The organism is Streptomyces sp. NPDC054883, assembly GCF_053610645.1.
Window position 1 is genome coordinate 16434 of the sequence record NZ_JBSGYT010000038.1, and the last position, 22267, is coordinate 38700.

Annotated in this window: 14 protein-coding genes; 4 read left to right on the forward strand and 10 right to left on the reverse strand. The window is 74.5% G+C overall.

Translation table 11 applies throughout. From position 1 onward, the window contains the following. Window positions 1-2: 2 nt before the first annotated feature. The 4 genes from ACWGH1_RS24970 to ACWGH1_RS24985 all read right to left on the reverse strand — a co-directional run bounded on the left by ACWGH1_RS24970 (window position 3) and on the right by ACWGH1_RS24985 (window position 12121). Entirely contained in the window at window positions 3-1022 is a 1020-nt protein-coding gene (locus ACWGH1_RS24970; RefSeq protein ID WP_453409006.1) for a GHMP family kinase ATP-binding protein, read from the reverse strand. Beyond that, a complete protein-coding gene (locus tag ACWGH1_RS24975; protein ID WP_453409007.1) occupies window positions 988-2568 on the reverse strand; it encodes a lyase family protein in 1581 nt (526 codons plus the stop codon). Before ACWGH1_RS24975 ends, ACWGH1_RS24970 begins: the two co-directional genes overlap by 35 nt. 272 nt (window positions 2569-2840) lie before the next feature. Further along, window positions 2841-10265, reverse strand: coding sequence for an amino acid adenylation domain-containing protein (locus tag ACWGH1_RS24980; protein ID WP_453409008.1), 7425 nt, complete (start codon window positions 10263-10265; stop codon window positions 2841-2843). 233 nt (window positions 10266-10498) lie between these two features. Beyond that, window positions 10499-12121, reverse strand: a complete 1623-nt coding sequence (locus tag ACWGH1_RS24985) for a putative glycoside hydrolase (RefSeq protein ID WP_453409009.1) — start codon at window positions 12119-12121, stop codon at window positions 10499-10501. Between the two features lie 200 nt (window positions 12122-12321). Between ACWGH1_RS24985 and ACWGH1_RS24990 the strand changes: the two genes are divergently transcribed. Beyond that, complete coding sequence (locus ACWGH1_RS24990) at window positions 12322-13332, forward strand: polysaccharide deacetylase family protein (protein ID WP_453354648.1); 1011 nt, start codon at window positions 12322-12324, stop codon at window positions 13330-13332. 110 nt (window positions 13333-13442) lie between these two features. On the opposite strand, the gene ACWGH1_RS24995 is transcribed toward ACWGH1_RS24990, so the two are convergent. Continuing rightward, entirely contained in the window at window positions 13443-13796 is a 354-nt protein-coding gene (locus ACWGH1_RS24995; protein ID WP_453354649.1) for a hypothetical protein, read from the reverse strand. 698 nt (window positions 13797-14494) lie between these two features. Here ACWGH1_RS24995 and ACWGH1_RS25000 point away from each other — a divergent pair. From ACWGH1_RS25000 to ACWGH1_RS25010, 3 genes are all read left to right on the forward strand, one after another. Then, window positions 14495-15760 carry a molybdopterin-dependent oxidoreductase gene (locus tag ACWGH1_RS25000; RefSeq protein ID WP_453354653.1) on the forward strand — a complete coding sequence of 422 codons (1266 nt, stop codon included), beginning with the start codon at window positions 14495-14497 and terminating at the stop codon, window positions 15758-15760. Next, window positions 15757-16254, forward strand: coding sequence for a hypothetical protein (locus ACWGH1_RS25005; protein ID WP_453354650.1), 498 nt, complete (start codon window positions 15757-15759; stop codon window positions 16252-16254). The genes ACWGH1_RS25000 and ACWGH1_RS25005 overlap by 4 nt, the downstream gene beginning before the upstream one ends. A gap of 553 nt (window positions 16255-16807) precedes the next feature. Further along, entirely contained in the window at window positions 16808-17776 is a 969-nt protein-coding gene (locus ACWGH1_RS25010; RefSeq protein WP_453354651.1) for an alpha/beta hydrolase, read from the forward strand. 38 nt (window positions 17777-17814) lie between these two features. Here the strand turns inward: ACWGH1_RS25010 and ACWGH1_RS25015 are convergent, their stop codons facing one another. The 5 genes from ACWGH1_RS25015 to ACWGH1_RS25035 are packed head-to-tail and all read right to left on the reverse strand — an operon-like array spanning window position 17815 to window position 22232. Then, on the reverse strand, window positions 17815-18936 hold the full coding sequence (locus ACWGH1_RS25015) for an NADase-type glycan-binding domain-containing protein (protein ID WP_453409010.1): 1122 nt from the start codon (window positions 18934-18936) through the stop codon (window positions 17815-17817). Between the two features lie 5 nt (window positions 18937-18941). After that, window positions 18942-19514 (reverse strand): phage tail protein, encoded by a 573-nt coding sequence (locus ACWGH1_RS25020; RefSeq protein ID WP_453355183.1) that lies wholly within the window; start codon window positions 19512-19514, stop codon window positions 18942-18944. Then, window positions 19511-21493, reverse strand: coding sequence for a putative baseplate assembly protein (locus ACWGH1_RS25025; RefSeq protein ID WP_453355182.1), 1983 nt, complete (start codon window positions 21491-21493; stop codon window positions 19511-19513). Before ACWGH1_RS25025 ends, ACWGH1_RS25020 begins: the two co-directional genes overlap by 4 nt. Next, window positions 21493-21915 carry a GPW/gp25 family protein gene (locus tag ACWGH1_RS25030; protein ID WP_453355181.1) on the reverse strand — a complete coding sequence of 141 codons (423 nt, stop codon included), beginning with the start codon at window positions 21913-21915 and terminating at the stop codon, window positions 21493-21495. The genes ACWGH1_RS25025 and ACWGH1_RS25030 overlap by 1 nt, the downstream gene beginning before the upstream one ends. Beyond that, on the reverse strand, window positions 21915-22232 hold the full coding sequence (locus ACWGH1_RS25035) for a PAAR domain-containing protein (RefSeq protein ID WP_190184826.1): 318 nt from the start codon (window positions 22230-22232) through the stop codon (window positions 21915-21917). The genes ACWGH1_RS25030 and ACWGH1_RS25035 overlap by 1 nt, the downstream gene beginning before the upstream one ends. Window positions 22233-22267 lie beyond the last annotated feature (35 nt).

A 22267-nucleotide genomic window follows, 5' to 3' on the forward strand; every position in this document is an offset into this window, starting at 1 on the left:
GGTCAGGTCTCCAGCTCGGGAAGTCGGTCGGGAGCGGTGGTGGCCGCCGCGGGGGTGGCAGGGGTGGCGGGCGGTTCCGCTGCGGGTTCGCCGTGGGCCGGGGTCCAGCGGTCGCCGGCGCCGAGCGAGCGGTGCACGGACACCTCCCCGCCGAGGGGGGCGCAGGCGGTCCGGATCCGGTCGGTCTTCGCGGACAGCTCCGGGTCGGCCGCGTCCAGGAGGACGCCGAGCATGGTGCCGCTGTGGGCGAGCACCAGCCCGAGGCCGTCGACCTCGCGGCACACGGCTCGCAGGTCGCGCAAGCCGGAGCGGGCCCGCCGCGCGGCGTTCATCTCCGCGCTGCGGGTGGCGACGGCGCCGACCTCGGGCAGGTCCGCGCCGGCGATCGCGGCGGCGAGCCGGTCCAGCAGCCGGGCGTACTCCCCCCGTTCGTCCGGGCCGATCGCCCGGGCCCGGAGGTTGTGGGCGACCGTGTCGACCTGGCCGCCCTCGTCGTGGGCGACGACGGCGAGCGGCGGCAGGACTCCGAGCCGGCGGCGCAGCCGCACCTCGCGGTGGTGGAAGGCGACGATCTCGTCGTACATCACCCCGTCGGCCGGTTCTATGCCGCGCAGGAACGCCTCCGTGCGGTCCGGGCCGAAGGACCGCCCGAAGGCGGCCCCGACGGCCCGCACGGTGGCCACCAGATCGGCGGAGGAACTGGCCAGCCCCTTGCCCTCGGGCAGCCCGCCGCCGATCTCCAGCAGGCCGCCGCCCTCGACTCCGAGCGAGGCGAGGACCACTTCGGCGACGCGCCGGGACTTGCCCTTGTGGGCGGGGTGGACGCGCACGCCGCGCTGTCCGGGCCGGTGGCGGAAGGTGGCGGTGGCCCAGCGGGCCAACGGGAAGGTGACCAGGAAGTCGCCGTCGGGCTCGGGCAGCGCGCCTTGGAGCAGTTCCCCGAACGTGCCGAAGGCGTGGCCGACGGCGGGTGCGGGCGGCCCGGGTTCAGTGCCCGGGGTGTACGTCGTTGCCGACAGCATCGCGGCCCTCCTCCGTTCCGGTCGTGCGGTCCTGGGCCCGGGCCGCTCCGTACAGCTCCCGGTCCCGCTCCTCGGCTCCGGCGCGTACGGCGCGGGCCCGCCGCGCCCAGTCGGCGCGCAGCAGTTCCAGCTCGTCCTGCTGGGCTCCCAGCAGTTCGCGTACGGAGGCGGGGCGGGCGGAGCCGGCGGAGACCATGCGCTCCAGCCCGAGGTCCACGTCGAAGGCGGCGGCGAGCAGGGCCTTCGGGGCGGTGAGGACGACGCCGTGGGCGGCGGCGGCCTCGGTCAGCAGGCCGGGCTCCCCCGGTGCGGGGGCGGCGCCGGCCGCGGCGGCGAGCACGACGTACTTGCCGGCGATCACCTGTGCGGTGCGCCAGGGCACCCGCTCGGTCAGGGTGAGGGCGTTGGCCAGGCTGAAGCCGCCGAGGAACTCCCGCTCGCACGCGGCGCGCATCGCGTCGGGGCGGAAGGCCAGCCGGCGCAGCACCTCGGTGAGCAGGCGGACGGTGCCGTGCGCCGAGTCGAAGGCGTTCAGCAGGTGGGTGCCGGCCTCCTTGGAGACCTCGACCAGATTGCAGAAGGGGGTGTTGCGCTGGCCGAGCAGCACGTCGAGGTGGAAGGCGGCCAGGTGTGCGGTGCGCCCCCGGATGCGTTCCAGGACCGGGTAGTTCTTCTTCTGCGGCATGGCGGAGGAGATGCCGGACAGCTCGTCGGGCAGCTCGATGAAGCCGTATTCGCTGCTGCCCCAGGTGAGCAGGTCGGTGGTGAAGCGGCTGAGTGCGGTGCCGAGGAGGCTCAGCTCCGCGGTGAGTTCGGCGCTCCAACGGCGCGAGGCGACCGCGGTCAGGGCGTGCGGCTGCGGTCGGGAGAAGCCGAGCAGCCGGGCCATCCGGTCGCGGTCCCAGGGCAGTTCCTGCCCGGCCATGGCGCCGGCGCCCAGCGGGCAGGCGTCGATGCCGTCGTACGCCTGCACCAGCCGGCGCTGGGTGTGCAGGAGGTGCTCGGCGACTGCGGCCAGGTAGAAGCCGGGGGTGATGACCTGCGCGGCCTGGAAGTGCGTGTAGCCGGGCATGGGGAGCTCGCAGGTGGCCCCGGCCAGCTGCGCCGTCACCGAACCGAGTTCCAGCAGGGCTTCGGCGAACCGGCTGAGCTGGTCGCGTCCGTACATCACCTGGGCGCATGACTGGAGGTCGTTGCGGCTGCGGTCCACGTGCCAGCGGACGACCGGGCGGGGCAGTCCGGCCTCCACGTGGCGTTCGAGGGCGAAGGCGATGTCCGACATGTTGGCGCCGGGTTCGGCGGTGAGGGTACCGGCTCCGACCCCGTCCAGGCGGCCCGCGATGTCCCGGGCCTCGTCGGCGGTGACCAGGTCCATCCGGGCGTACTCGGCGGTGAGGGTCTTCTCGATGGCGACGTAGTGGTGCAGCAGGTGGCGGGATTCGAACCTGAACTGCGGGTCGAGCACCTCGTCGTGCAGCAGTTCGCTCGGGCCGCTGCGGATGCGGCCGCTGAGCGCGGCGGTGGGTCCCGGGACTTCGCTCGTCACGTGGTGGTGTTCCGTTCTGGTCTGGTGCGGTGCGGTTCGCGGCACGGCGGGAGGGCCGCCGCCCGCGGGTGCGCCGCGGGCGGCGGTCGGAAGGGGGGACGCGCGGGCGGTCTAGTGCTGTGGCCGGGAAGGTTTGCCGGGTTGCGGTGTTCGGTGCGGTGCATCGCAAGGCGGAGGGCCGCGGCTCGTACTGGACGTACTTGCGCGGTCCGACAACGTGGCGAGGTGCCGTGCCGGGCGCCGCGACCCGGTGGACCTTTCCGGTCACCGCACTAGCGGGCGTCCGCCGCGTCGAGCGCGGCGCGGACGGCTTCCGCCACGCCGGCGGCGTGCGGGAGCCGGATCATCCCGTAGTGGTCGGTCGGGGCCTCGTACGCCGTGAAGCCCTCCGGAACCCGGGCGGCCCACCGCTCGACGGCGCGGTCGGCGGCGCCGGTCGCGCTCTGGTGGAAGTGGACGGGGCCCCGGCCCACCGGAGGCCGGTACCGGGCGGCGGCCAGCAGGCCGGTCCGGAAGACCCCGTAGTAGCGGGCCAGTTCGGCCGCTTCCACGCCGGGTGCGATGCCGCTGCGCGCCACCTGTCCGGCGAGCACCCCGATCCGGCCGGCGGCGGTCGGCTGCGCGGACAGTGCGGTGCGCAGGGCCGCCCGCGCTTCCTCCCCGGGGTCGGTGCCGGCGGAGCGGGCCAGGTCCTCGTGGAACCACTCCAGGAGGGCGCACTCGTCGTCGGGCACCCGGTCCGGCTCGGGATAGGCGGTGTCCAGGAGGGTGAGGGTGGCCACCTCCGCGCCCGCCGCCCGCAGTTGGGCGGCCATCTCGTAGGCGAGCAGTCCGCCGAAGGACCAGCCGGCCAGGTGGTAGGGCCCGGTGGGGCGGATCCGGCGCAGGACGGCCACATGGGCGGCGGCCAGTTCCGCCACCGAGGCGGTCCCGGTGCCGTCCGCCGTGGCCGGGGCCTCCTCGGCGTCCGCGGCGGTGGGGGCGAGCCCCGGCGCCGTCAGTCCGTAGACGGGCCGTTCCCGGCCCAGGGCGCCGGCGAGCGCGCGGTAGCAGAAGACGTGCCCGCCGATCGGGTGGACGAGGAAGAGCGGGTCGCGCTCCCCGTCGGGCTGGATGCGCACCACCGGGTCCGTGGTGGCGCCCCGGTGCCGGTCGCGCAGCAGTCCTGCCTGCCGGGCCACCGTCGGGTGCTCCATGACGGCCTGCACCCCGAGGCGTTCGCCGAACTCCCGGTTGATCCGCCCGATGAGCCGCAGGGCCAGGATGGAGTGCCCGCCGGCGGCGAAGAAGTCGTCGTGGACGCCGGCCTGGCCGGTGTCGAGGAGCTGTTCCCAGATGCCGACGAGCCGTGACTCGGTCTCGTCGCGGGGCGGCGCCGGCAGCCTCCCGCCGCGGGCGCCGGCGGGTTCCGGATCGGGCAGCGCGGCCCGGTCGAGCTTGCCGTTGGCCGTCAGCGGCAGCGAGTCGAGACGGACCCAGGCGCCGGGGACCATGTACTGCGGCAGCCGGTCGGCTGCGTGCAGGGCCAGGTGCGCCGGGTCGGCGGCGCCGTCCGGGAAGACGACGTAGGCCACGAGCCGGTCGCCGCGCGCCAGGACGGCGCAGGCGCGCACCGCCGGGTGTTCGGCCAGGACCGCTTCGATCTCGCCGGGTTCCACCCGCAGTCCCCGGATCTTCACCTGGTGGTCGGTGCGCCCCGCGTACTCGATGGCGCCGTCCGCCCGGTACCGGGCCAGGTCACCGGTGCGGTAGAGGCGGCGGACCGTCCCGTCGGGAGCGGTGTGCTCGATGAAGCGTTCCGCGGTGAGGTCCGGGCGGCCGTGGTAGCCCTCGGCCAGGCCGACTCCCTCCAGGAGGAGTTCGCCCGTCACCCCCAGGGGGACTTCGGCGAGCCGGGAGTCCAGGATGTGGGTGCGCATGTTCGCGATCGGCCGGCCGATGGGGACCGTGTCCCCGCCGTCGGGACGGCAGTGCCAGGAGGTGACGTCGACGGCAGCCTCGGTCGGCCCGTAGAGGTTGTGCAGCTTGACTCCGGGAAGCAGTCGCAGGAACCGGTTCTGCACGTCGAGCGGCAGGGCCTCCCCGCTGCACACCACCCGGGTCAGTCCGGCGGCTCCCGCGACGGCCTCCGGGTCGTCGAGGAACACGCTCAGCATCGAGGGCACGAAGTGTGCCGTGGTGACGGACTCGGAGCGCAGGAGCTCGGCCAGGTAGGCCGGTTCGCGATGGCCCCCCGGTCGGGCGACGACGATCGTGGCGCCGGTCAGCAGCGGCCAGAACAGCTCCCACACGGAGACGTCGAAGGTGTACGGGGTCTTGTGCACCACCCGTTCCCCCGGCCGCAGGGCGTACTCCTCCTGCATCCACAGCAGCCGGTTGGCGATCGCCCGGTGCGAGACCACGACGCCCTTGGGCTTGCCGGTCGAACCCGAGGTGAAGATCATGTACGCCGGATCGTCGGGGGCGGCGTGCCGTACGGGCCCGGTCGGCGGGCGGTCGGCGTCGCCGTGGTCAGCGTGGTCGCCGTCGCTGCCGTCCGGGCGGACGACGGCGGCTCCGGCGGCGCGCAGCGGCGCCTCCCAGCGGCCGTCGGCCACCACCGGGCCGATCCCCGCCTCGGCGACCAGCGCCAGGACCCGCGCCCGCGGGTGATCCGGGTCCAGCGGCACGTACGCCGCACCCGACTTCAGGACGGCCAGCAGGGCGACCGGCAGCTCCAGGGAGCGGTCCAGCAGCAGTCCGACGAAGGAACCGGGGCCGGCCCCGGCCGCCCGCAGCCGGACGGCGAGCCGCTCGGCGGCCTCGTCCAGTGCCCGGTAGCTCAGCTGGTCGCCCTCGAAGCGGACGGCCGGCGCGTTGGGGGTCGCGCGGGTCTGCTCCTCGATCAGCCGGGTCAGGACGTGCGGCCGGTCGTAGCTCCGGCCGGTGTCGTTCCACCGCGCGAAGCGGTCCCGTTCGGCCGCGGACAGCAGCCCGCGGCCGCGGGCGCCGCCGTCCGGGGTGTCCGCCAGGTCCTGGAGGGCGGCGGTGTAGTAGCCGTGGACGGCGGCGATCTGCGCGGCGGAGAACTGCGCCGCGTCGAAGCGCAGGCCGAGTTCCAGGAGCTCGCCGCCGGGTGTGCGGGAGAACTCGGCCCCGAAGGCGAAGTCCGTACTGGCTTCACCGGTCTCTTCCAGGACGGCGAACGCGGCGTCGCCGGGCCCGTCGCGCTCGATGTGGAAGTGCGTGAAGTTGAAGAAGGTCTCGAAGAGCGGGGTGCCGCCGGTCGTGCGCAGGATCTCGGCGAGCGGGAACCGGCGGTGCTCGTGGACGGCCACCTCCAGCTCCGCGACGTGCCGGACGAGCCCGCGCCAGGTCTGCCCGGCCGCGTCCAGGTCGACCCGCAGCGGCAGGGTGTTCAGGAAGGCCCCGATCACCTTGTCCGCGTCGGCCTCCTCGGGGCGGCCGTTGTGCACGACTCCGGTGGTCACGTCGGTGCTGCCGCCGAGCAGGGCCATGACGCGCACGTGGGCGGCGAGCAGGACGGTGCGCAGCGGTGCGCCCAGTTCGGCCGCCACGGCGGCCAGCCGCTCCTGGAGTCCGGCCGGCAGCGGCCGCAGGCACCAGTCCATCCGGGCCGGACCACCGCGGGCCTCGGGCCGGGGCAGGCGGGCGACGGAGGCGCCGGCCGTCCGCGCGGTCCAGAAGGCCCGCTGGGCCGGGTCGGCCAGGGCAGCGCGCTCCAGCGCGACGAACGAGGCGAAGCGCGACCTCGGGCCGCCGGCGGACGGCGCCGGGCGTCCGGCGCCACCGGAGTCGCCGCTCACGTCGGTGTGGCCGGTCCCGTCGGTGTGTTCCGCCGAGCAGAGCTCCGCGTAGACGGAGCTGAGTTCGGTGAACAGCGACCGCTCGCTCCAGCCGTCCATGACGGCGTGGTGCTCCGCGATGAAGAGGTGGAAGTCCTCGTCCGAGCGCCGCTGGACGTGGAAGCGCATCAGCGGGGCGCGGTCCCAGTCGAAGGGGCGGCCGCGCTCCGCCGCGTAGCGGGCCGCGATCGCCGTCTCCCGGGCCTGCGGGTCCAGTCCGCCGAGGTCCTCGAAGGTGATCTCGGGCCGGGCCCCGCGGTGGACGAGTTGCAGGGGTTCGCCGAAGCCGTTGAGGTCGAAGGACGTACGGAGCATCTCGTGGCGCGCGGCGACCGCCGCCACCGCGCGCCGCCAGGCGTTCTCCGAGTAGGGAGCCTTGACGTGGTAGGAGGCGACGTTGTGGTAGGTCCGCCCGCCGGCGGCGGGCAGGTCGCTGTGGAACAGCATGCCGGCCTGGAGCCGGGTCATGGGATAGGCGTCTTCCAGCCCGTCCGGGAGCGCCGCCCGGTCCCGCTCGGCGACCAGCGAGAACGGCTCGTACGGGGCCTGCGGGTGCCCCGGGCCGGCCGCCGCCGGGTCCTCCACCACCACGCTGGGCGCGAGGGCGCGGACCGTCTGGTGGCGCATCAGGTCGACGACCGCGAAGCGCATGCCGCGCTCCCGGGCGCGGGCCAGCACCTGGAGGGAACGGATGGAGTCCCCGCCGAGGGAGAAGTAGTTGTCCTCGGCGCCGACCCGCTCGTGGCCCAGCACTTGCCCGAGGATCTCGGTGAGCGCCGTCTCGACGGGGCCGCGCGGCGGCTCGTACGACCGGGCCGGTGCCAGGCCGGCGGTGCCGGGTGCGGGCAGCTTGCGCCGGTCGACCTTTCCGTTGGCGGTGAGCGGGAAGGCGGGCAGCGTGACGAAGGCGCCGGGGATCATGTACGCGGGCAGGCGTTCGGCCAGGTGGGCGCGCAGGGCCTCCACGGTGGGGCCCGTGGGGCCCCCGTCCGTGCCCGGTACGGCGAGGTAGCCGACCAGGGTGTCGGAGCCGGCGCCGTCCCGGGTGACGAGCGCGACCGCGGCGTCGACCAGCGGGTGGCTGGCGAGGGCCGCCTCGACCTCGCCGAGCTCGATGCGGAAGCCGCGCAGTTTCACCTGGCCGTCGATCCGGCCGAGGTATTCGAGGTCGCCGTCGGGCAGCACCCTGGCGAGGTCGCCGGTGCGGTACAGCCGCTGCCCCGCACCGGCGATGCCGGTGGCGCCGGCCTCCGCGGCGTCCGTGCCGGTCGCCGTGCCGTCGGCCGGGAAGCGCTCGGCGGTGAGCGCCGCGCGGTGCAGATAGCCGCGGGCCAGGCCCGCGCCCGCGACGAACAGCTCGCCGACGGCGCCGCGCGGCACGGCGCGGCCGCGCTGGTCCAGGAGGTGGAGGCGCAGGTCGGGGATGGGTACGCCGATGACGCTGCCCCGGCCCTCGGCCGCGTCGCGGGCGGTGAGCGGCCGGTAGGTGACGTGCACGGTCGTCTCGGTGATCCCGTACATGTTGACCAGGCGCGGGCGGGTGTCGCCGTGGCGCCGGAACCAGCCGGCGAGCGCGCTGACGTCCAGCGCCTCGCCCCCGAACACGACGTGGCGCAGCGCGAGTCCCGGGTCGTCGGCGGTCCGCCGGTCCGCGTACTCCTCGTCCGCGCGGGCCAGCTGGTAGAAGGCCGAGGGGGTCTGGTTGAGGACGGTGACCCGCTCGTCGCGCAGCAGCCGGTGGAACTCCTCGGGCGAGCGGCTGGTGGCGTACGGCACCACGACGAGGCGGCCGCCGTGCAGCAGGGCGCCCCACAGCTCCCAGACGGAGAAGTCGAAGGCGATGGAGTGGAAGAGCGTCCAGACGTCGTCGGGGCCGAAGCCGAACCAGTGGTCGGTCGCCGTGAACAGCCGGGTGATGTTGCGGTGGGGTACGAGGGTGCCCTTGGGCCGGCCGGTCGAGCCCGAGGTGTAGATGGCGTAGGCGAGCTGGTCGGGGGTGACCGTGACGGCGGGGGCGGTCTCCGGTTCGGCGGCGAGTTCGGCGTCGGCGGCGAGGTCGACGGTGTGCAGGGAGGGCGCGTCCCACAGCGGCCGGGTGTCCGTGGTACCGACGACGTGGCCGAGCCGGGCGTCGCCGATGATGTAGCGCAGTCGCTCGGACGGGTTGTCGGGGTCGAGGGGCAGGTAGGCGCCGCCCGCCTTGAGGATGCCGAGCAGGCCGGTGACGAGGTCGGCGGAGCGGCGGACGCAGAGCCCGACCAGGGTGTCGGGGCCGACGCCCTGCCTGATCAGCCGGTGCGCGACCTGGTTGGCCCGCCGGTCCAGTTCGCCGTAGGTGAGCCGGGTGGAGCCGTGGACGAGGGCCACGGCGTCCGGGGTGCGGGCGGCGTGTTCGGCGAAGCGCTCGTGCGCGCAGCCGGGGCCGGCCTCACCGGGGCGGGCCGGCTGCGGGGAGCTGAGGCCGGCCCGTTCGCGGGCGGAGAGCATGGGCAGCCGGCTGACGTGCTCGTCGGGGCGTTCCGTGGCCGCGTCCAGCAGCCGGGTGTAGTGGCGGGCGAACTGCTCGATGGTGGCGGCCTCGAACAGGTCGGCGCGGTACTCCAGCCGGCAGCGCAGCGCGGTGCCCGTGCGCACGACGTCGAAGGTGAGGTCGAACTTGGCGGTGCCGGGCGGGCCTTCGAGCAGCCGGGCGCGCGGTCCGGGCAGCCCGTCGGTCATCCCGCCTTCGTCGTGGAAGCCGAACATGACGTCGAACAGGGGCGGGCCGTCGTCGGTGCGCTCGGGGCCCACCTGCTCGACGATCCGCTCGAAGGGGAGGTCCTGGTGGTCCTGCGCGTCCAGGACCGTGTCCCGTACCCGCTCCAGGTGCTCGCGGAAGGCGGGGTCGTCGCTGAGGTCCGCGCGCAGGACGAGGGTGTTGACGAACAGTCCGACGGTGTCCTGGAACTCCTCGCGGTTCCGGTTGGCCACCGGGGTCGCGACCAACACGTCCTCGGTACCGGTGTAGCGGCTCAGCACCACCTGGAAGGCGGCGAGCATGGCCGTGTACGGAGTGCTCCCGGTGGCGCGGCAGAGCGTCTGCATCCGGGCCAGGACGGCAGCGGGGACCTCGAACCCGTACGTCGCGGCGGCCCCGCGCTCGGGGTCGCCGGCCGCTGCGGGCCGCTTGTCGCGGGGCAGCGGGGCGACGGGGAGTTCGCCGTCCAGCTGCCGGGCCCAGTGTTCGAGCTGCTGCCGTGCGCCCCCGGTGTGCAGCCACTCGTCCTGCCACTCGGAGAAGTCGGCGTACTGGAACCCGGGCTCCGGCAGCGGGTCCGCGCCGGCGTCCGCGCTCAGGGCCGCGTAGTCGGTGAGGAGTTCGCGGATCAGGATGGCGGACGACCAGCCGTCGCCGGCGATGTGGTGCATGCCCAGGGCGAGTACCGCGCCGGTGCCGTCCCGCCCGGCGTCCTCCCGGGTGTGCAGCAGCGCGGCCCGGAAGAGCGGGCCGGTACGCAGGTCGAAGGGCCGGTGGTGCTCGGCGGAGATCCACCGCGCGACCTCCTCGGGGGTGCGGGCCGTGCCCGTCGACCAGTCCAGCCGCGCGGCGGCGTCGACGCACTGGAGCAACTGCCCGTCGCGCAGCTCGAAGCGGGTGCGCAGGGCTTCGTGCCGGTCCAGCAGCTGCTGCGCGCACTGGCGGAGGATGCCGGGGTCCACCTCGCCGTCGAGGGCGTAGAACACCGGCATGTGGTAGGTCGGCCTGCCCTCCTCCATCTCGTGGAGGAAATACATCCGCTGCTGGGCGCGCGATGCACGGAACACGCTGACCGACGGCTCGGTGGGCCGGCCGGTCGGATCCTGAGTGGCCAAGACAACTCCCTCGGCCGCACGCCGCTGCGGACGCGCGGCGCTGACTCCGCTTGCTTGCACCTCCACCGTATGGACGGCCCGCCGCCGCGATAAGTCCCGTTTCGCCGGTCCCTGTTTCCCGGGACAGGCCGCCTCCGGAAGGAGGTCCGTCCCGGGAACGGCAGTGGGAGGCGGGGCCGCTGCCCCGCCTCCCACCCGGCCGGCGGCCGTCCGGATCCGGGCGGCCGGCTCCGTCAGTGCGCCGTGATCTGCTGGAGCGCGGCGCCCTGGTAGCGGGCACCGGCGTTCCACAGGATGAAGGAGTTCATCTTGTTGGCCGCCGCGGCCTTGATCTGCTCGGCCACCTCGGCGGGCCCGTAGGTGCTGCCCATCGAGAAGTCCTGGAGCCAGGGCACGATTTCGGTCTGCGTGCCCTTCGCCTGGCGGGCGAAGTCGGCGAGCGAGCGCTGCACGATCGCGTACGGGGCGGTGTCGGGCTGTGCGACGCCGTACTCCCCCGGCCCCCAGTGGGACGGGTAGACCATCGGTGCGATGTAGTCGGTGACCTTGACCAGCGCCCCGATGTCCTGGGCGATCTCGGTGGGCCGGGTGGCGGCGATGCCGAAGACCGAGACGCCGAGGTACTTGGCGTGCGGACGCAGCGCGGTCCGGGTGTCGGCGACGAACGAGGTGATGGACTGCTCGGGCGTGGCGCTGCCGATGCCGGGGAAGCGCATGTGCGTCAGCGGGCCGTCCGGGCGGCGCACGTAGTCGTAGAGGATGTCGTCGAAGCCGAGCCGGGCCGCTTCGACGGCGAGGTCCTGGTTGTACTTGCGGACCGCGGGGTTGGCGAAGTTGGTGAAGGACAGGGCGCCGTAGTGGCCGCCGTCGTAGGGCTGTCCGCCCGGGGTCAGCACGAGCTGGTCGCGCTGGCCGGCCTTCCAGGAGGCCGCGGCGAGCTTGGGGTCGCGGAAGGCCACGATGCGGCCGATGACCTGGGCGCCCGCGGCGTGGATCTCGGCGATCGCCTTGCGGGCGTCGTAGTAGCCCTTCGCCGCGCCGATCCGGCGGGCCAGTGGCACCTGGGACGCGTACCCGACCTCGCCGTCCTCGTCCTTGACGTCCAGCTCGACGGCGTTGAGCTTGCCGCTGCGGACCAGGGCCAGGATGCCGCCGCGCAGCGTGTCGTCGCCCCAGCCGATGGCGGTGATGTGCGCGGCCCGGATCAGGGGGCGGCGTCCCCGGCCGGACACGTTCTTGGTGGTGGTGTTCCCGGCGCGGTCCACTGCGGTGACCGTCACGAGGGGGGTGCCCTTCGGCATCGTGATTTTGAAGGCCCCGGCCTTGTCGAGGGGCACCTTCTTGCCGTTGACGGTCACCTCGGCGTCCTTTGAGGCGTTGCCGGTGATGGTCACGGGGGCGGCGGCGTTCTTGATCTGGGGGTCGGCCACCTTCAGCTCGGGGGCGGTGGCGTCCACACTGAAGCCGAGGGTCTTGCGGTACGAGGCGAAGGGGAGACTGCTGTCGCCCTCCACCACCAGCGTGTGCCGGCCCTCCTTGAGGTGCGTGAGGCCCAGTCTGAGGCGGGCGCCCTCGGCGGTGACGGGGACCGCCGCGCCGTCCAGGGTGGCGTGCAGGTTCTCCCTGCCGCCGGCCTCGTCGGCGGCGAGGTAGGCGCTGACCTGCGCGGCCTTGCGCCCGTCGAGGACGGCGCCGTCGCCCAGACCCTGGATGGCCGGACCCGGCGCGAGGAACGTCCAGGCTCCGACTCCCGCTCCGGCCAGCGCGAGCGCCCCGGTCGTCGCTATCAGGGCGCCCTTACGGGCTGGGCGGCGGAGGGAGGGGATCGGGTTCGATATGCGTATGGGCGACATCATGACGTCCTTCGTGCCGTGGGCCGGATGCTGCCTCCATTCATTGCCGCACGGTGTGCCGGTCGTCCCTTTCCGCCCGTATTTCATACGAACGGCGGCGTTCCGTCCCGGCGTGGCGGCTACGCCACCCAGGGGACAGTGCGGTATCCGGGCTCCTCCCGCAGGTAGGTATGGCGCGACACGTCCGCCTTGGAGGGCTTCTCATGCGCCACCCGCTCATCCCGCTCGGCGCCCTGGCCGGCGCCGCCCTGCTCGTCTCCGGCTGTTCCACCGGACCGTCACCGGCCGCCGGGGAACGCCGTGCGGCCGCCCCCCGGGCGGCGGTCAGCCCGGCCGCCGCGAAGGCCCCGGCCGAGGTCGGCGCCAATGAACTCGGCCAGGTGCCGGTGCTGATGTACCACCAGCTCACCGAGAAGCCGGCCAGCGTCTACGACCGCACCCCGGCCGATTTCCGGGCCGAGCTGGAGCGCCTCGCCCGCGAGGACTACGTACCGGTGACCGCCCGGGACTTCCAGACGGGCCGCATCGACATCCCGGCCGGCACCCACCCGGTGGTCCTCACCTTCGACGACTCGACCAACAGCCAGGTGCGCCTCGGCCCGGACGGCACCCCGGCCCCGGACACCGCCGTCGCCATCCTGGCGGAGACGGCGAAGAAGCACCCGGCGTTCAAGCCGGTGGCGACGTTCTTCGTCAACGCGGACGCCTTCTCCGCCACGGGCTCCGCCAAGGCCCTGACCTGGTTGAAGGAGCACGGGCACGAGGTCGCCAACCACACCGACCGACACGAGAACCTGCGCTCCCTGGACCAGGCGGGCGCGACGCGGGCGATCTACGCCGGACAGCAGGCGATCGAGAAGGCCGCGCCGGGGACCCGGGTCACCTCGCTCGCGCTGCCCTTCGGTGCCATGCCGCAGCCGGAGGGCGTCGCCGTACGGGGAACCGGCTACCGCTACGACGGGGTGTACCTCGTCGGGGCCAACCCCTCGGTCTCGCCGTTCGCCAAGGCGTTCACCCCCGGCGCGATCCCCCGGATCCGCTCGGCGGGGCCCAAGGACGAGGACGCCGAGTTCGGCTCGTCGCGCTGGCTGGACAAGCTCGCAGCCGGGAAGAACCGCTACGTCTCCGACGGCGACCCGGACACCGTCGCCTTCCCGAGCGCCTCGCGGAACGAACTGGCACCGGCCTTCGCCAAGCGCGCCCGGCCGTACTGACCCGCTGGGGGCGCGGCCGTGGGGGTGCGCTGTCCGGCCACGGACGACATGCGTAGCAGGGACGGGATCCCGGGGACGGGATCCCGGGGACGGGATCCGGGAGCCCGGGCCTATCCGCCTGTCCCTCCGGGGCCGTGCTCCCGCAGCCCTTTGATGACCTTCACCAGAGCCGCTGCGGCGTGGAAGAGCGTGGTCGCCCCCAGCAAGACGGCTCCGAAGACGATCCACCCGTCCAGTTGCGGCTCGGCCCTGTGGTGCCGGGCCGGCTCACCACCCGGTTCGGGCGCGGCCGGTGGCTCTCCTCCCAGCATCTCCCTGACGATCTCCACGGAGCCCGCGACGGCGTGGAAGAACGCTCCCGCCGCCATCGTCGCGGCACCGATGAAGAGCCAGCCCGCCCGGCCGATCTCCTCCGGGGGCTGCGCCAGTGTGGCCATCGCTCTGCGGTGTCCGATGCGGTGCATCCGGTCCGCCTCCTTCACCTTCGGGCATCTGTGGCTGCGCGGACTGGGGCGCCAGTACCTGTAGGCCGGTAAGCGGGCTGCAACTGCGGCGGGGCCCGTTCTCGAGCGGGCTCGGCACGCCGAGGCGGTGCACCAGCGAGGCTGAGGTGGCGTTGCAACCCGGATACGTGTTCGCTGCTTCCGGGTTCGGCGACGGGGGCGGCGGACGCCGTCACCATTCGAATCGCCGGCCCCCAATAGCTTACTTCCGGCCCTTCGCGCCCGCACATGCGGACCTGCTCGTGCGGCCGCGGCAGGAATTCAGAGGGGCCGGTGCCCGCAGGTCGGCGGCCAGGGCGGGGCGGCGCCGTGGCGGGCCGCGCGGGGTGCTTCCGTCCCGGCGGCGGCTGCGGCTCGCGGCCGGTGACCCAAGAGGGCGTATCCGGCGTGTCACCCGTGCCGGACCGCCCTGATCTGGAGGTTCTCGGTGAGAGTGGCTCTCCGGTGAGCACGGGACAGCCGTGGGCGGAGGTTACCTGATGGGTGGGCACGGCAGTGGGCAGCCCACGGGCGGCACACCACGGCACCCCGGGAGACACGCGTCCGGGGGCGCCGACGGCGCGCCGACCGGCCGCCCGTCGGGGAGCGCCGCTCCACCCGGGAAGCCCGCCGCCGCCGAGAAGACGAAGGCGGGGCCGGTGGCCCGGGTACGCGCACTCGTGGCGTCCGCCGGGTCCGCGGGCCCTCCCCCGGGACCCGCGCGTCCGGGGTTCTGGCGCAGCCCCCTGCGGGGGCCGTGGCTCACCGCGGTGTTCGGGCTGGTCCTGCTGTGCGGGATCACCGTGCTGTTCGTGACCGGTCTGCTGTCGTACGCGGCGTACAACCCGGATCTGGCGGCGGTCAACGACGAGACTCCCGACAAGGGATGGCTCGGCTTCTACCTGTTCTCCTGGCCGACTTCCCCGTACTGGCTCTACCGGCTGACCCAGGGCGTCCACGTAACGCTGGGGATCGTGCTCGTGCCGGTACTGCTGGCGAAGCTGTGGTCGGTCATTCCGAAGCTGTTCGAGTGGCCTCCGGTCCGCTCGGTGGGCCACGCCCTGGACCGGGTGTCCCTGCTCCTGCTGGTCGGTGGCGCCGGCTTCGAGTTCGTCACCGGGATCCTCAACGTACAGCTGCACTACATCTTCCCCGGGTCCTTCTACACGCTGCACTTCTACGGGGCGTGGGTGTTCATCGGCGCCTTCGTGGTCCACGTGTCGTTCCGGCTGCCCAGGGCGCTGCGGGCCGTCGGGCGCCGTCCGGGCGGACCCTCGGCGGGTTCCGAGGAGGCCGCCGGGCTGGTGTCGCCGCGGCCGGCGGCGCCGAGCATCTCGCGCCGGGGCGCCGTGGCCATGGTCGGCCTCGGGTCGGTGGCCCTGCTGGTGGTCACGGCGGGGCAGAGCGTCGGCGGATGGTGGCGGCGGACCGCGCTGCTGGCACCGCACGGCCGGGACCCGGGCCGGGGCCCGAACGGCTTCCAGATCAACAAGACCGCCGCCTCGGTCGGCGTCCGGCCCAGTGACATCGGTCCTGCCTGGCGGCTGACCGTACGCGGCGCCGGACGGCAGGTGGACCTGACGTACCAGCAGCTGCTGGCCATGCCGCAGCACGAGTCGGCCCTGCCGATCGCCTGCGTGGAAGGCTGGTCGACGCCCGACCAGCGGTGGAGCGGAGTCCGGCTCACCGAGCTGGCCGCCCTCGTCGGGCTCGGCGTGCGCACCCCTCGGGTGCTGGTCGAATCCGTGCAGCGCGGCGGCTCGTTCAGTGCGGCCGTGCTGCGCGACAACCAGGTCCGCGACAGCCGCTCGCTGCTGGCCGTCCGGGTCAACGGGGCGCCCCTCTCCCCCGACCACGGCCACCCGGCGCGGATCATCGTCCCCGGGGCCCCCGGGGTGCACAACACCAAGTGGGTCACCCGGCTGACCTTCGGAGAGCCGGCATGAGCGCCCGGGCCGCCCTCCGCCGCCGCTACGGCGCCTCCCCGCTGCACCTGGTCCTCGTCCTGGCCTCCTTCGCCCTCGCGGTCTACGCCGGCCTGCGCCTGTTCGAAGGGGACCCCGTCGGCGTGGCCGTCTGGTTCGTCGGCGCGGCCCTCCTGCACGACCTGGTCCTGCTCCCCCTGTACTCGGTGACCGACCGCGCGATGCGGGCACTGTTCAGCCGGTGGCCCGATGACGGGCGGACCGGGCCGCGGGCGAGCGTGAACCACGTCCGGGTACCCGCGTTCGTCTCCGGTGTCCTGCTGCTCGTCTGGTGGCCGCTGATCCTCGAACAGGTCGGGCACTACACCGCCGCGACCGCCCTCCCCGCCGACGGCTTCCTGGCCCGGTGGCTGCTGATCACCGCCGGGCTGTTCGCCGCCTCGGCGATCGCCCTGGTCGTACGGACCCGGCACGGGAGCCGGCCGCAGCGACGGGCACGCAAAGCGACGGAGTGACGGCCCCGGTCGGTGTTCCACCGCTCGGCGTCCGTCCACCCCGGGACTGCGGCGTGCCGGATCAGCGCGGCGGTGCCGGCCACCGCCCACGGGAAGACGCCGCGTTCCGGGCCGGCTGCCGCTTTCGGCGCTGTCCCCCCGCCCCACCGATCTGCGCGCTCTGCCCGCGCCCGCGTCCTGGTTCGTCCTCACCTCGTTGAGGTCACCACCCGCCGTCTCGGCCGGCCGCGGCCCGGCCCGGGACCCGGCTCGCTCGGCACGCTCCCCGGGCCGGGATCGCCGCGTTCCGTGCGGCCCGCCGCCACAGCGGCCCACGGGACGACCACAGCAGCGCTCTTGGCCTCTGCGGCTCCATCGCTGTCGCACAGCCGTCGACCGGTACGACCGTCTTGCGGGATTCCCTTGTGGCGGCCGGGGGCGGCGCGGCGACCGTCCGCGTCACCTGCCGGAGACGTCGGCGGCGCTATTTTGCGGTGGTGCCTGCCGGACGGCGGGTACCACGACGGCTGAGGGACACATGCCCGCCCTCGGCGATCCATGCCCTGGAGCCCATATGACTGAGCAGAGTGCAGGTCCGGTCCTGGAGCCGGCCGCTGCCGCTTTCGCGGAGGCCACCGCCAAGCCGCCGTTCCTCTTCCAGATCCCGCCGGCCGAGGGCCGCAAGGCCGTCGACGAGGTCCAGTCGGGCCAGGTCGAGGCGCCCGCCGTCGACGAGGAATGGGTGACCGTCCCGGGCGGCCCCACCGGCGAGGTGCGGGCCCGGATCGTCCGCCCGGCGGGCGCCGAAGGCCCGCTGCCGGCCATCGTCTACATCCACGGCGCGGGCTGGGTGTTCGGCAACGCCCGCACCCACGACCGGCTCGTACGCGAACTCGCCGTCGGCGCCGGGGCGGCCGTGGTCTTCCCCGAATACGACCTCGCGCCCGAACACCGCTACCCCGTCGCCATCGAGCAGAACTGGACCGTGGCCCGCTGGATCGTCACCGACGGCGCCGCCCACCGGCTCGACGCCACCCGGATCGCGGTGGCCGGCGACTCCGTCGGCGGCAACATGAGCATCGCCCTGACCCTCATGGCCAAAGAACGCGGCGGCCTGGACCTGCGCCAGCAGGTCCTCTTCTACCCCGTCACCGACGCCGCCTTCGACACCGCCTCCTACCACCGGTTCGCGGAAGGCTACTTCCTGCGCCGCGACGGCATGCAGTGGTTCTGGGACCAGTACACCACCGGGGAAGCCGACCGCGCCCGGATCACCGCCTCCCCGCTGCGCGCCACCACCGACCAGCTCACCGGCCTGCCCCCGGCCCTGGTCATCACCGCCGAAGCCGACGTCCTGCGCGACGAGGGCGAGGCCTACGCCAACAAACTGCGCACCGTCGGCGTCCCCGTCACCGCCGTCCGCTTCCAGGGCGTCATCCACGACTTCGTGATGCTCAACGCGCTGCGCGCGACGCCCGCAGCCGACACCGCCATCACCATGGCCGCAGCGACGCTGCGCACCGCGCTCCACACCGACCAGTAGGGCCGGGGGAATCGTGGCTGCACGGCATCGGGCAGGCGTCAGGCGCGTTGGAAGAACTCCACTTCCGCCAGGGCGAGATGGCGGCCCTGGTCCAGTCCGGCGGGCGCGTCGAGCGTCAGCCGGGTCGACGTGGCGTCGCTGATGCCGGTGGTGAAGGTCTGCGGGCCCGGTTTGTCGCTGAGGGCGAGGCTCTTGCGGACCGTCCCGCCGTCCCGCACCGTCACCTCCATCTCGATCCGGAGCGCCCGGCCCTGGCGCGCGTACTCCTCCGGGGAAGGCGAGGCGCCGTTGGTGACGATCACGCCGACCAGGCGGAAGGGCTTGGCGAAGGTGTACGTCACCGAGACGCCGGGGCCGGGCGCGCCCCAGTAGCGGTTGCTGAGCCCGTCGGTGGTGCCGGCCGGCGGGTGCCCGGGCAGCTCGGCGGTCGCCTCGACGCGGGTCGCGGTCACCGCCTTGCTCTTGCCGAGCTTGTCCCGGGTGTCCTCGATCAGCCGGCGGCCGGCCGGCAGCAGCAGGAACCCGCCGGCGCACAGGGCCAGTACGACGGCCAGGATCACGAGGAAGCGCACCAGCCGGCCGGAGCCCGCGCGGGTGCGGCGGCGGAGCGGCCAGATCGTCCGCCACCAGGGGAGGGGCGGCGCGACGGTGCCGGGCGTCAGCGGCGTCGCACAACGGCGGCAGAATCGACGGTCGGGCGGGTTGGGCGTACCGCAGGAGGGACAGGGCACCCCGTCCACGTCGTCGCCCACCGGGGGCGCGTTCACGACCGGCCGCGGAGCGACGGCCCTCGCCGGGCGCACGGGCAGCGGATCGGCGGCCGGCCGCCCCGCGGGCGGCGCGGAGCCGGCCGGCGTGGCCGCGGCCTCCGCGGCGGCGTGCCCCAGACCTGCGGGGGGTACGGGGTCGGCCGGCGGCGTGGTGCGCGGCGGCGGGGGGCTGTTCGGCGGCGCGGGGTCGGTCGGGGCGCCGTCGGCCGGCGCCGCGGCCGGCGCGGGCTCGGTCGGCGGCGCCGCGGGGGCCGGGGTGGCGCCGCCCGGCTCCGGCGGCGGCGTCTCCCGCGTGGCGGCGGGCTGCGACCAGCCGAGGTAGGAGCCGCAATTGCCGCAGAAGTCGTCCGTCGGGCCGTTCGAGGCACCGCACACGGGGCACGCGCGCATCGCCGTCACCTTCCTTCACCCTCGGGCGGGCCCGGCAGGACCTCGACCCGGCAGACCGTGTGGACCGGGCAGAGGGAGCGGACCAGCGCGCGCACCCGGTCCGCGTCCACCTCGTGGGCGCCACCCCCGGCGAGCGGCCACACCCGTACCAGGACCTCCCCGGCCGGCGCGGGCGGCAGCTCCGCACCCGCGGTACGGGACCACGCGGCCCCGCCGTCCCCGCTGACCTCGGCTACGACGCCCAGGACCAGCCGCAGGGCCTCGACCAGGCCGCGCCGAGTGCCGCGCCGGCGGTGCAGTTCCACCGCGCGGGCCACCGCCTCGCGGCGCAGCCCGACCGGCCACCGGGGGTCGTCGGTGCCGCCGACCCACGTGGCCAGCCAGGACAGGAAGTCGGCCGGCGCCAGCCGGGGGTCGAAGTACGCGGGCAGGTTGTCGAGGGTCGCGAACACCGGGGCCAGGACCGTGTCCAGCCCCGCCGTGAACCGCTGCGCGAAGTCGTCCTCGGCGTACAGCGCGGGCAGCTGCTCGCCGATCGGGTACCGGCTGGGCAGGCCCGGGACGGCGGCCCGGCTCATCCGCGCGCCTCCGGCTCGTGCGTCGTCACGACCACCTGGTGCTGGTAGGAGAAGACCAGCGCGCCCGCGCCGATGTCGATCCGGTCGACCGGGGCGCCGCGCCGCCCGGTGACCGGGTCGGCGGCGAACATCCGGATCTCTTCCACCAGCACGTCGCCGATGGCTCGTTGCAGCACGCCGAACACCTCGCCGTACTGCACCGGCCGCCCGAACGGCCAGCCGGTGCCGTCCGGCCCGCCGCGCAGCGGGTTGAGGTGGCGGAACAGCGCGGCGAGCGCCGCGTCCCGGACCCGGTCGGCGTCCGCCTCGGGCGCCGACAGCCGGGCCACCACGGTGACGCCCTGGTAGACGGGCGGCTCCACGATCAGGCGGGTGCCGATCAGGCGCCGTTCGTCCAGGCTCGTGGTGACCGCGGTGAGCACCTGGTCGGAGGGGATCAGCTGCTCGAAGCGCAGCCGGTCTCCCTCGTCGGCCACCGCGTCCGGCACCACGAGGACCCGTACCGCGCCCGCGCCTCCCCCGCCGTCCCGGTCGGGCAGGCAGCGGACGCGGCGCACCGAGGGCGCCGCCTGGCGGGCGATGATCTCGTAGTCCTCGGCGGTCACCGCGCGCTCCTGCATGCGCAGCGTCTCCGGGGCCCGCAGCTTGGCGTTGTCGATGCTCTCCCCGGCGACGCCGCCGCGCGCCGCCTCCCGGTTGACGACCCGGGCGACGTACGGGACGGAACTGCGCAGGACGGAGATCGCGCCGCGGGAGACGTTGCCCGCAGGGCCGCCGCCGGTGCGGTAGCGGGCCACGCGGACCTGCGAGCCCTTGGGCGGTACGGCGCCGCAGGGGCGCAGCGTGCCGTCGGCCTCGCGCAGCACCGGCGGGAACAGGAACTCGCCGGTCGTGGCGTCCACGCGGACGTGCCGGTCCTCGGGCCCCGAGCGGCCGAAGTGCTCCACCACGTCCCAGCGCTGCCATCCCTCCGCGGAGGACACCTCCACCACCGGGGGCTCCCCGTCGAGCAGTACGGGCGGCCGGCCGAGCCGGAACGTCTGCCCGGCCACCCCCTCCGACGCGCCGAGCGGTACGTCGGCCACCCGCTCGGCGTGCTCCACGGCCATGGTGCCGCCGACGGTGAACACTTCGGCCTCGCGGACGGTCGGGGACTCCGAGTAGAACGGCTGGCCGGGTTCCGCCTCGGTGACCCGGCAGCGCAGCCAGCCCGCGCGGATCCCGCTGATCAGCGACGCGGTGTGCCCGGCGGGCACGTACACGATGACCTCGCCGGGCCGGTTCAGGCCGCCGGTGCTGTCGTCGCCGGTCTCGCAGCGCTGCCACCGGCCGCCGTCCCACGCCTCCCACACCAGCGGGGGCTGGCGCGGGTCGACGCCGACACCCTCGACGCGGCTGTCGAGGCGTACCGCGACCACACAGCGCGGTACCGCCGTCGGCAGGCCGAACAACAGCGCGTCGCCGGGCTCGGGCGCCGCCTGGAAGCAGGGGATGTCCAGGCCCTCGGCGAGCGCCCCGGTCCGGTCGGTCACGTCACCGGTACGGGGCGCGGTGACCAGGCGCGTCAGCTCGCTCGGCACGATGCGCAGGTCGTCGGTGGTCGCGAAGACCACCGCCTCGGTGTCGGTCTGCGGATCGCTCTCGCCGGCCGCGGTCGTCACCTCGGTGCCGGCGGGCAGCGTCACCGTCTCGGGCTGCGGAGCCGACAGCCAGAAGTCGACGTCGGCGACGGCGGCCGACGGCGGGTACAGCTGGATGCCCAGCAGGTCCAGGAACGCCAGGTAGTTCTTGTCCGGTACCCGGTTCAGCCGGTACAGCAGCTGGTCCACGAGGTACGCGAAGGTCTCGATCAGGGTGACGCCCGGGTCGGAGACGTTGTGGTCGGTCCACTCCGGGGCGCGCTGCTGCACGTACCGCTTCGCCTCGTCGACGAGTTGCTGGAACCGCCGGTCGTCCAGGTTGGGGGAGGGCAGGGCCATCAGTCCGCGACCATTTCCTCGGCCCCCTCCTCGGAGGGGATCGTGTAGAAGGGGAAGACCAGGTTGCGCCGGTCGTTGGTGGTGCGCACCGTGTAGTGCACATCGATGTAGAGGGTGCCGGCCTCGACGGCGTCGAAGGCCACGGCGACCTCGTCCACCGCGATCCGGGGCTCCCACCGCTCCAGCGCCTCGCGCACCTGCTGGGCGACCCGCCCGGCGGTGTCGCCGTCGCCGGGGGCGAAGACGTACTCGTGGATGCCGCAGCCGAACTCGGGCCGCATCGGCCGCTCGCCGGGCGCGGTGCCGAGCACGAGGCGGATGGCCTCCTCCAGCTCCCGTTCCCGCTCGACCATGGCGATCCCCCCGGTCGGCCCGACGCGCAAGGGGAAGGCCCAGCCGCGTCCGATGAACCGCTCGCTCATCACACACCGCCGATCAGGACGGTGGGGGCGCCGGTCAGGACCATCGCGCCGCAGGCGGTCTGGTCGCGGGCCCGGGCGGCGGGCAGCCCGCCGATGAGCACCACGCCCGCGGTGGCCGCGGCCGGGTTCGGTACGAGTACGTTGGCCGGGCCCAGGGCCGCGTGCGGCACGACCGGGCAGACGTGCAGGCTGCCCACGACGGCCGCGGGCAGGCCGCCGATCAGCACCGTCGCCACCGTCGCGGCGGCGCCGGGCGGGGGCGTGCCGATCCGGCCACCGTGGTTGGTGGGGTCGCCGGTACGTGCTGCGGCTGGCATCGGGTGCTCCTAGGGGAAAGCGGTCGTGGGAGGAG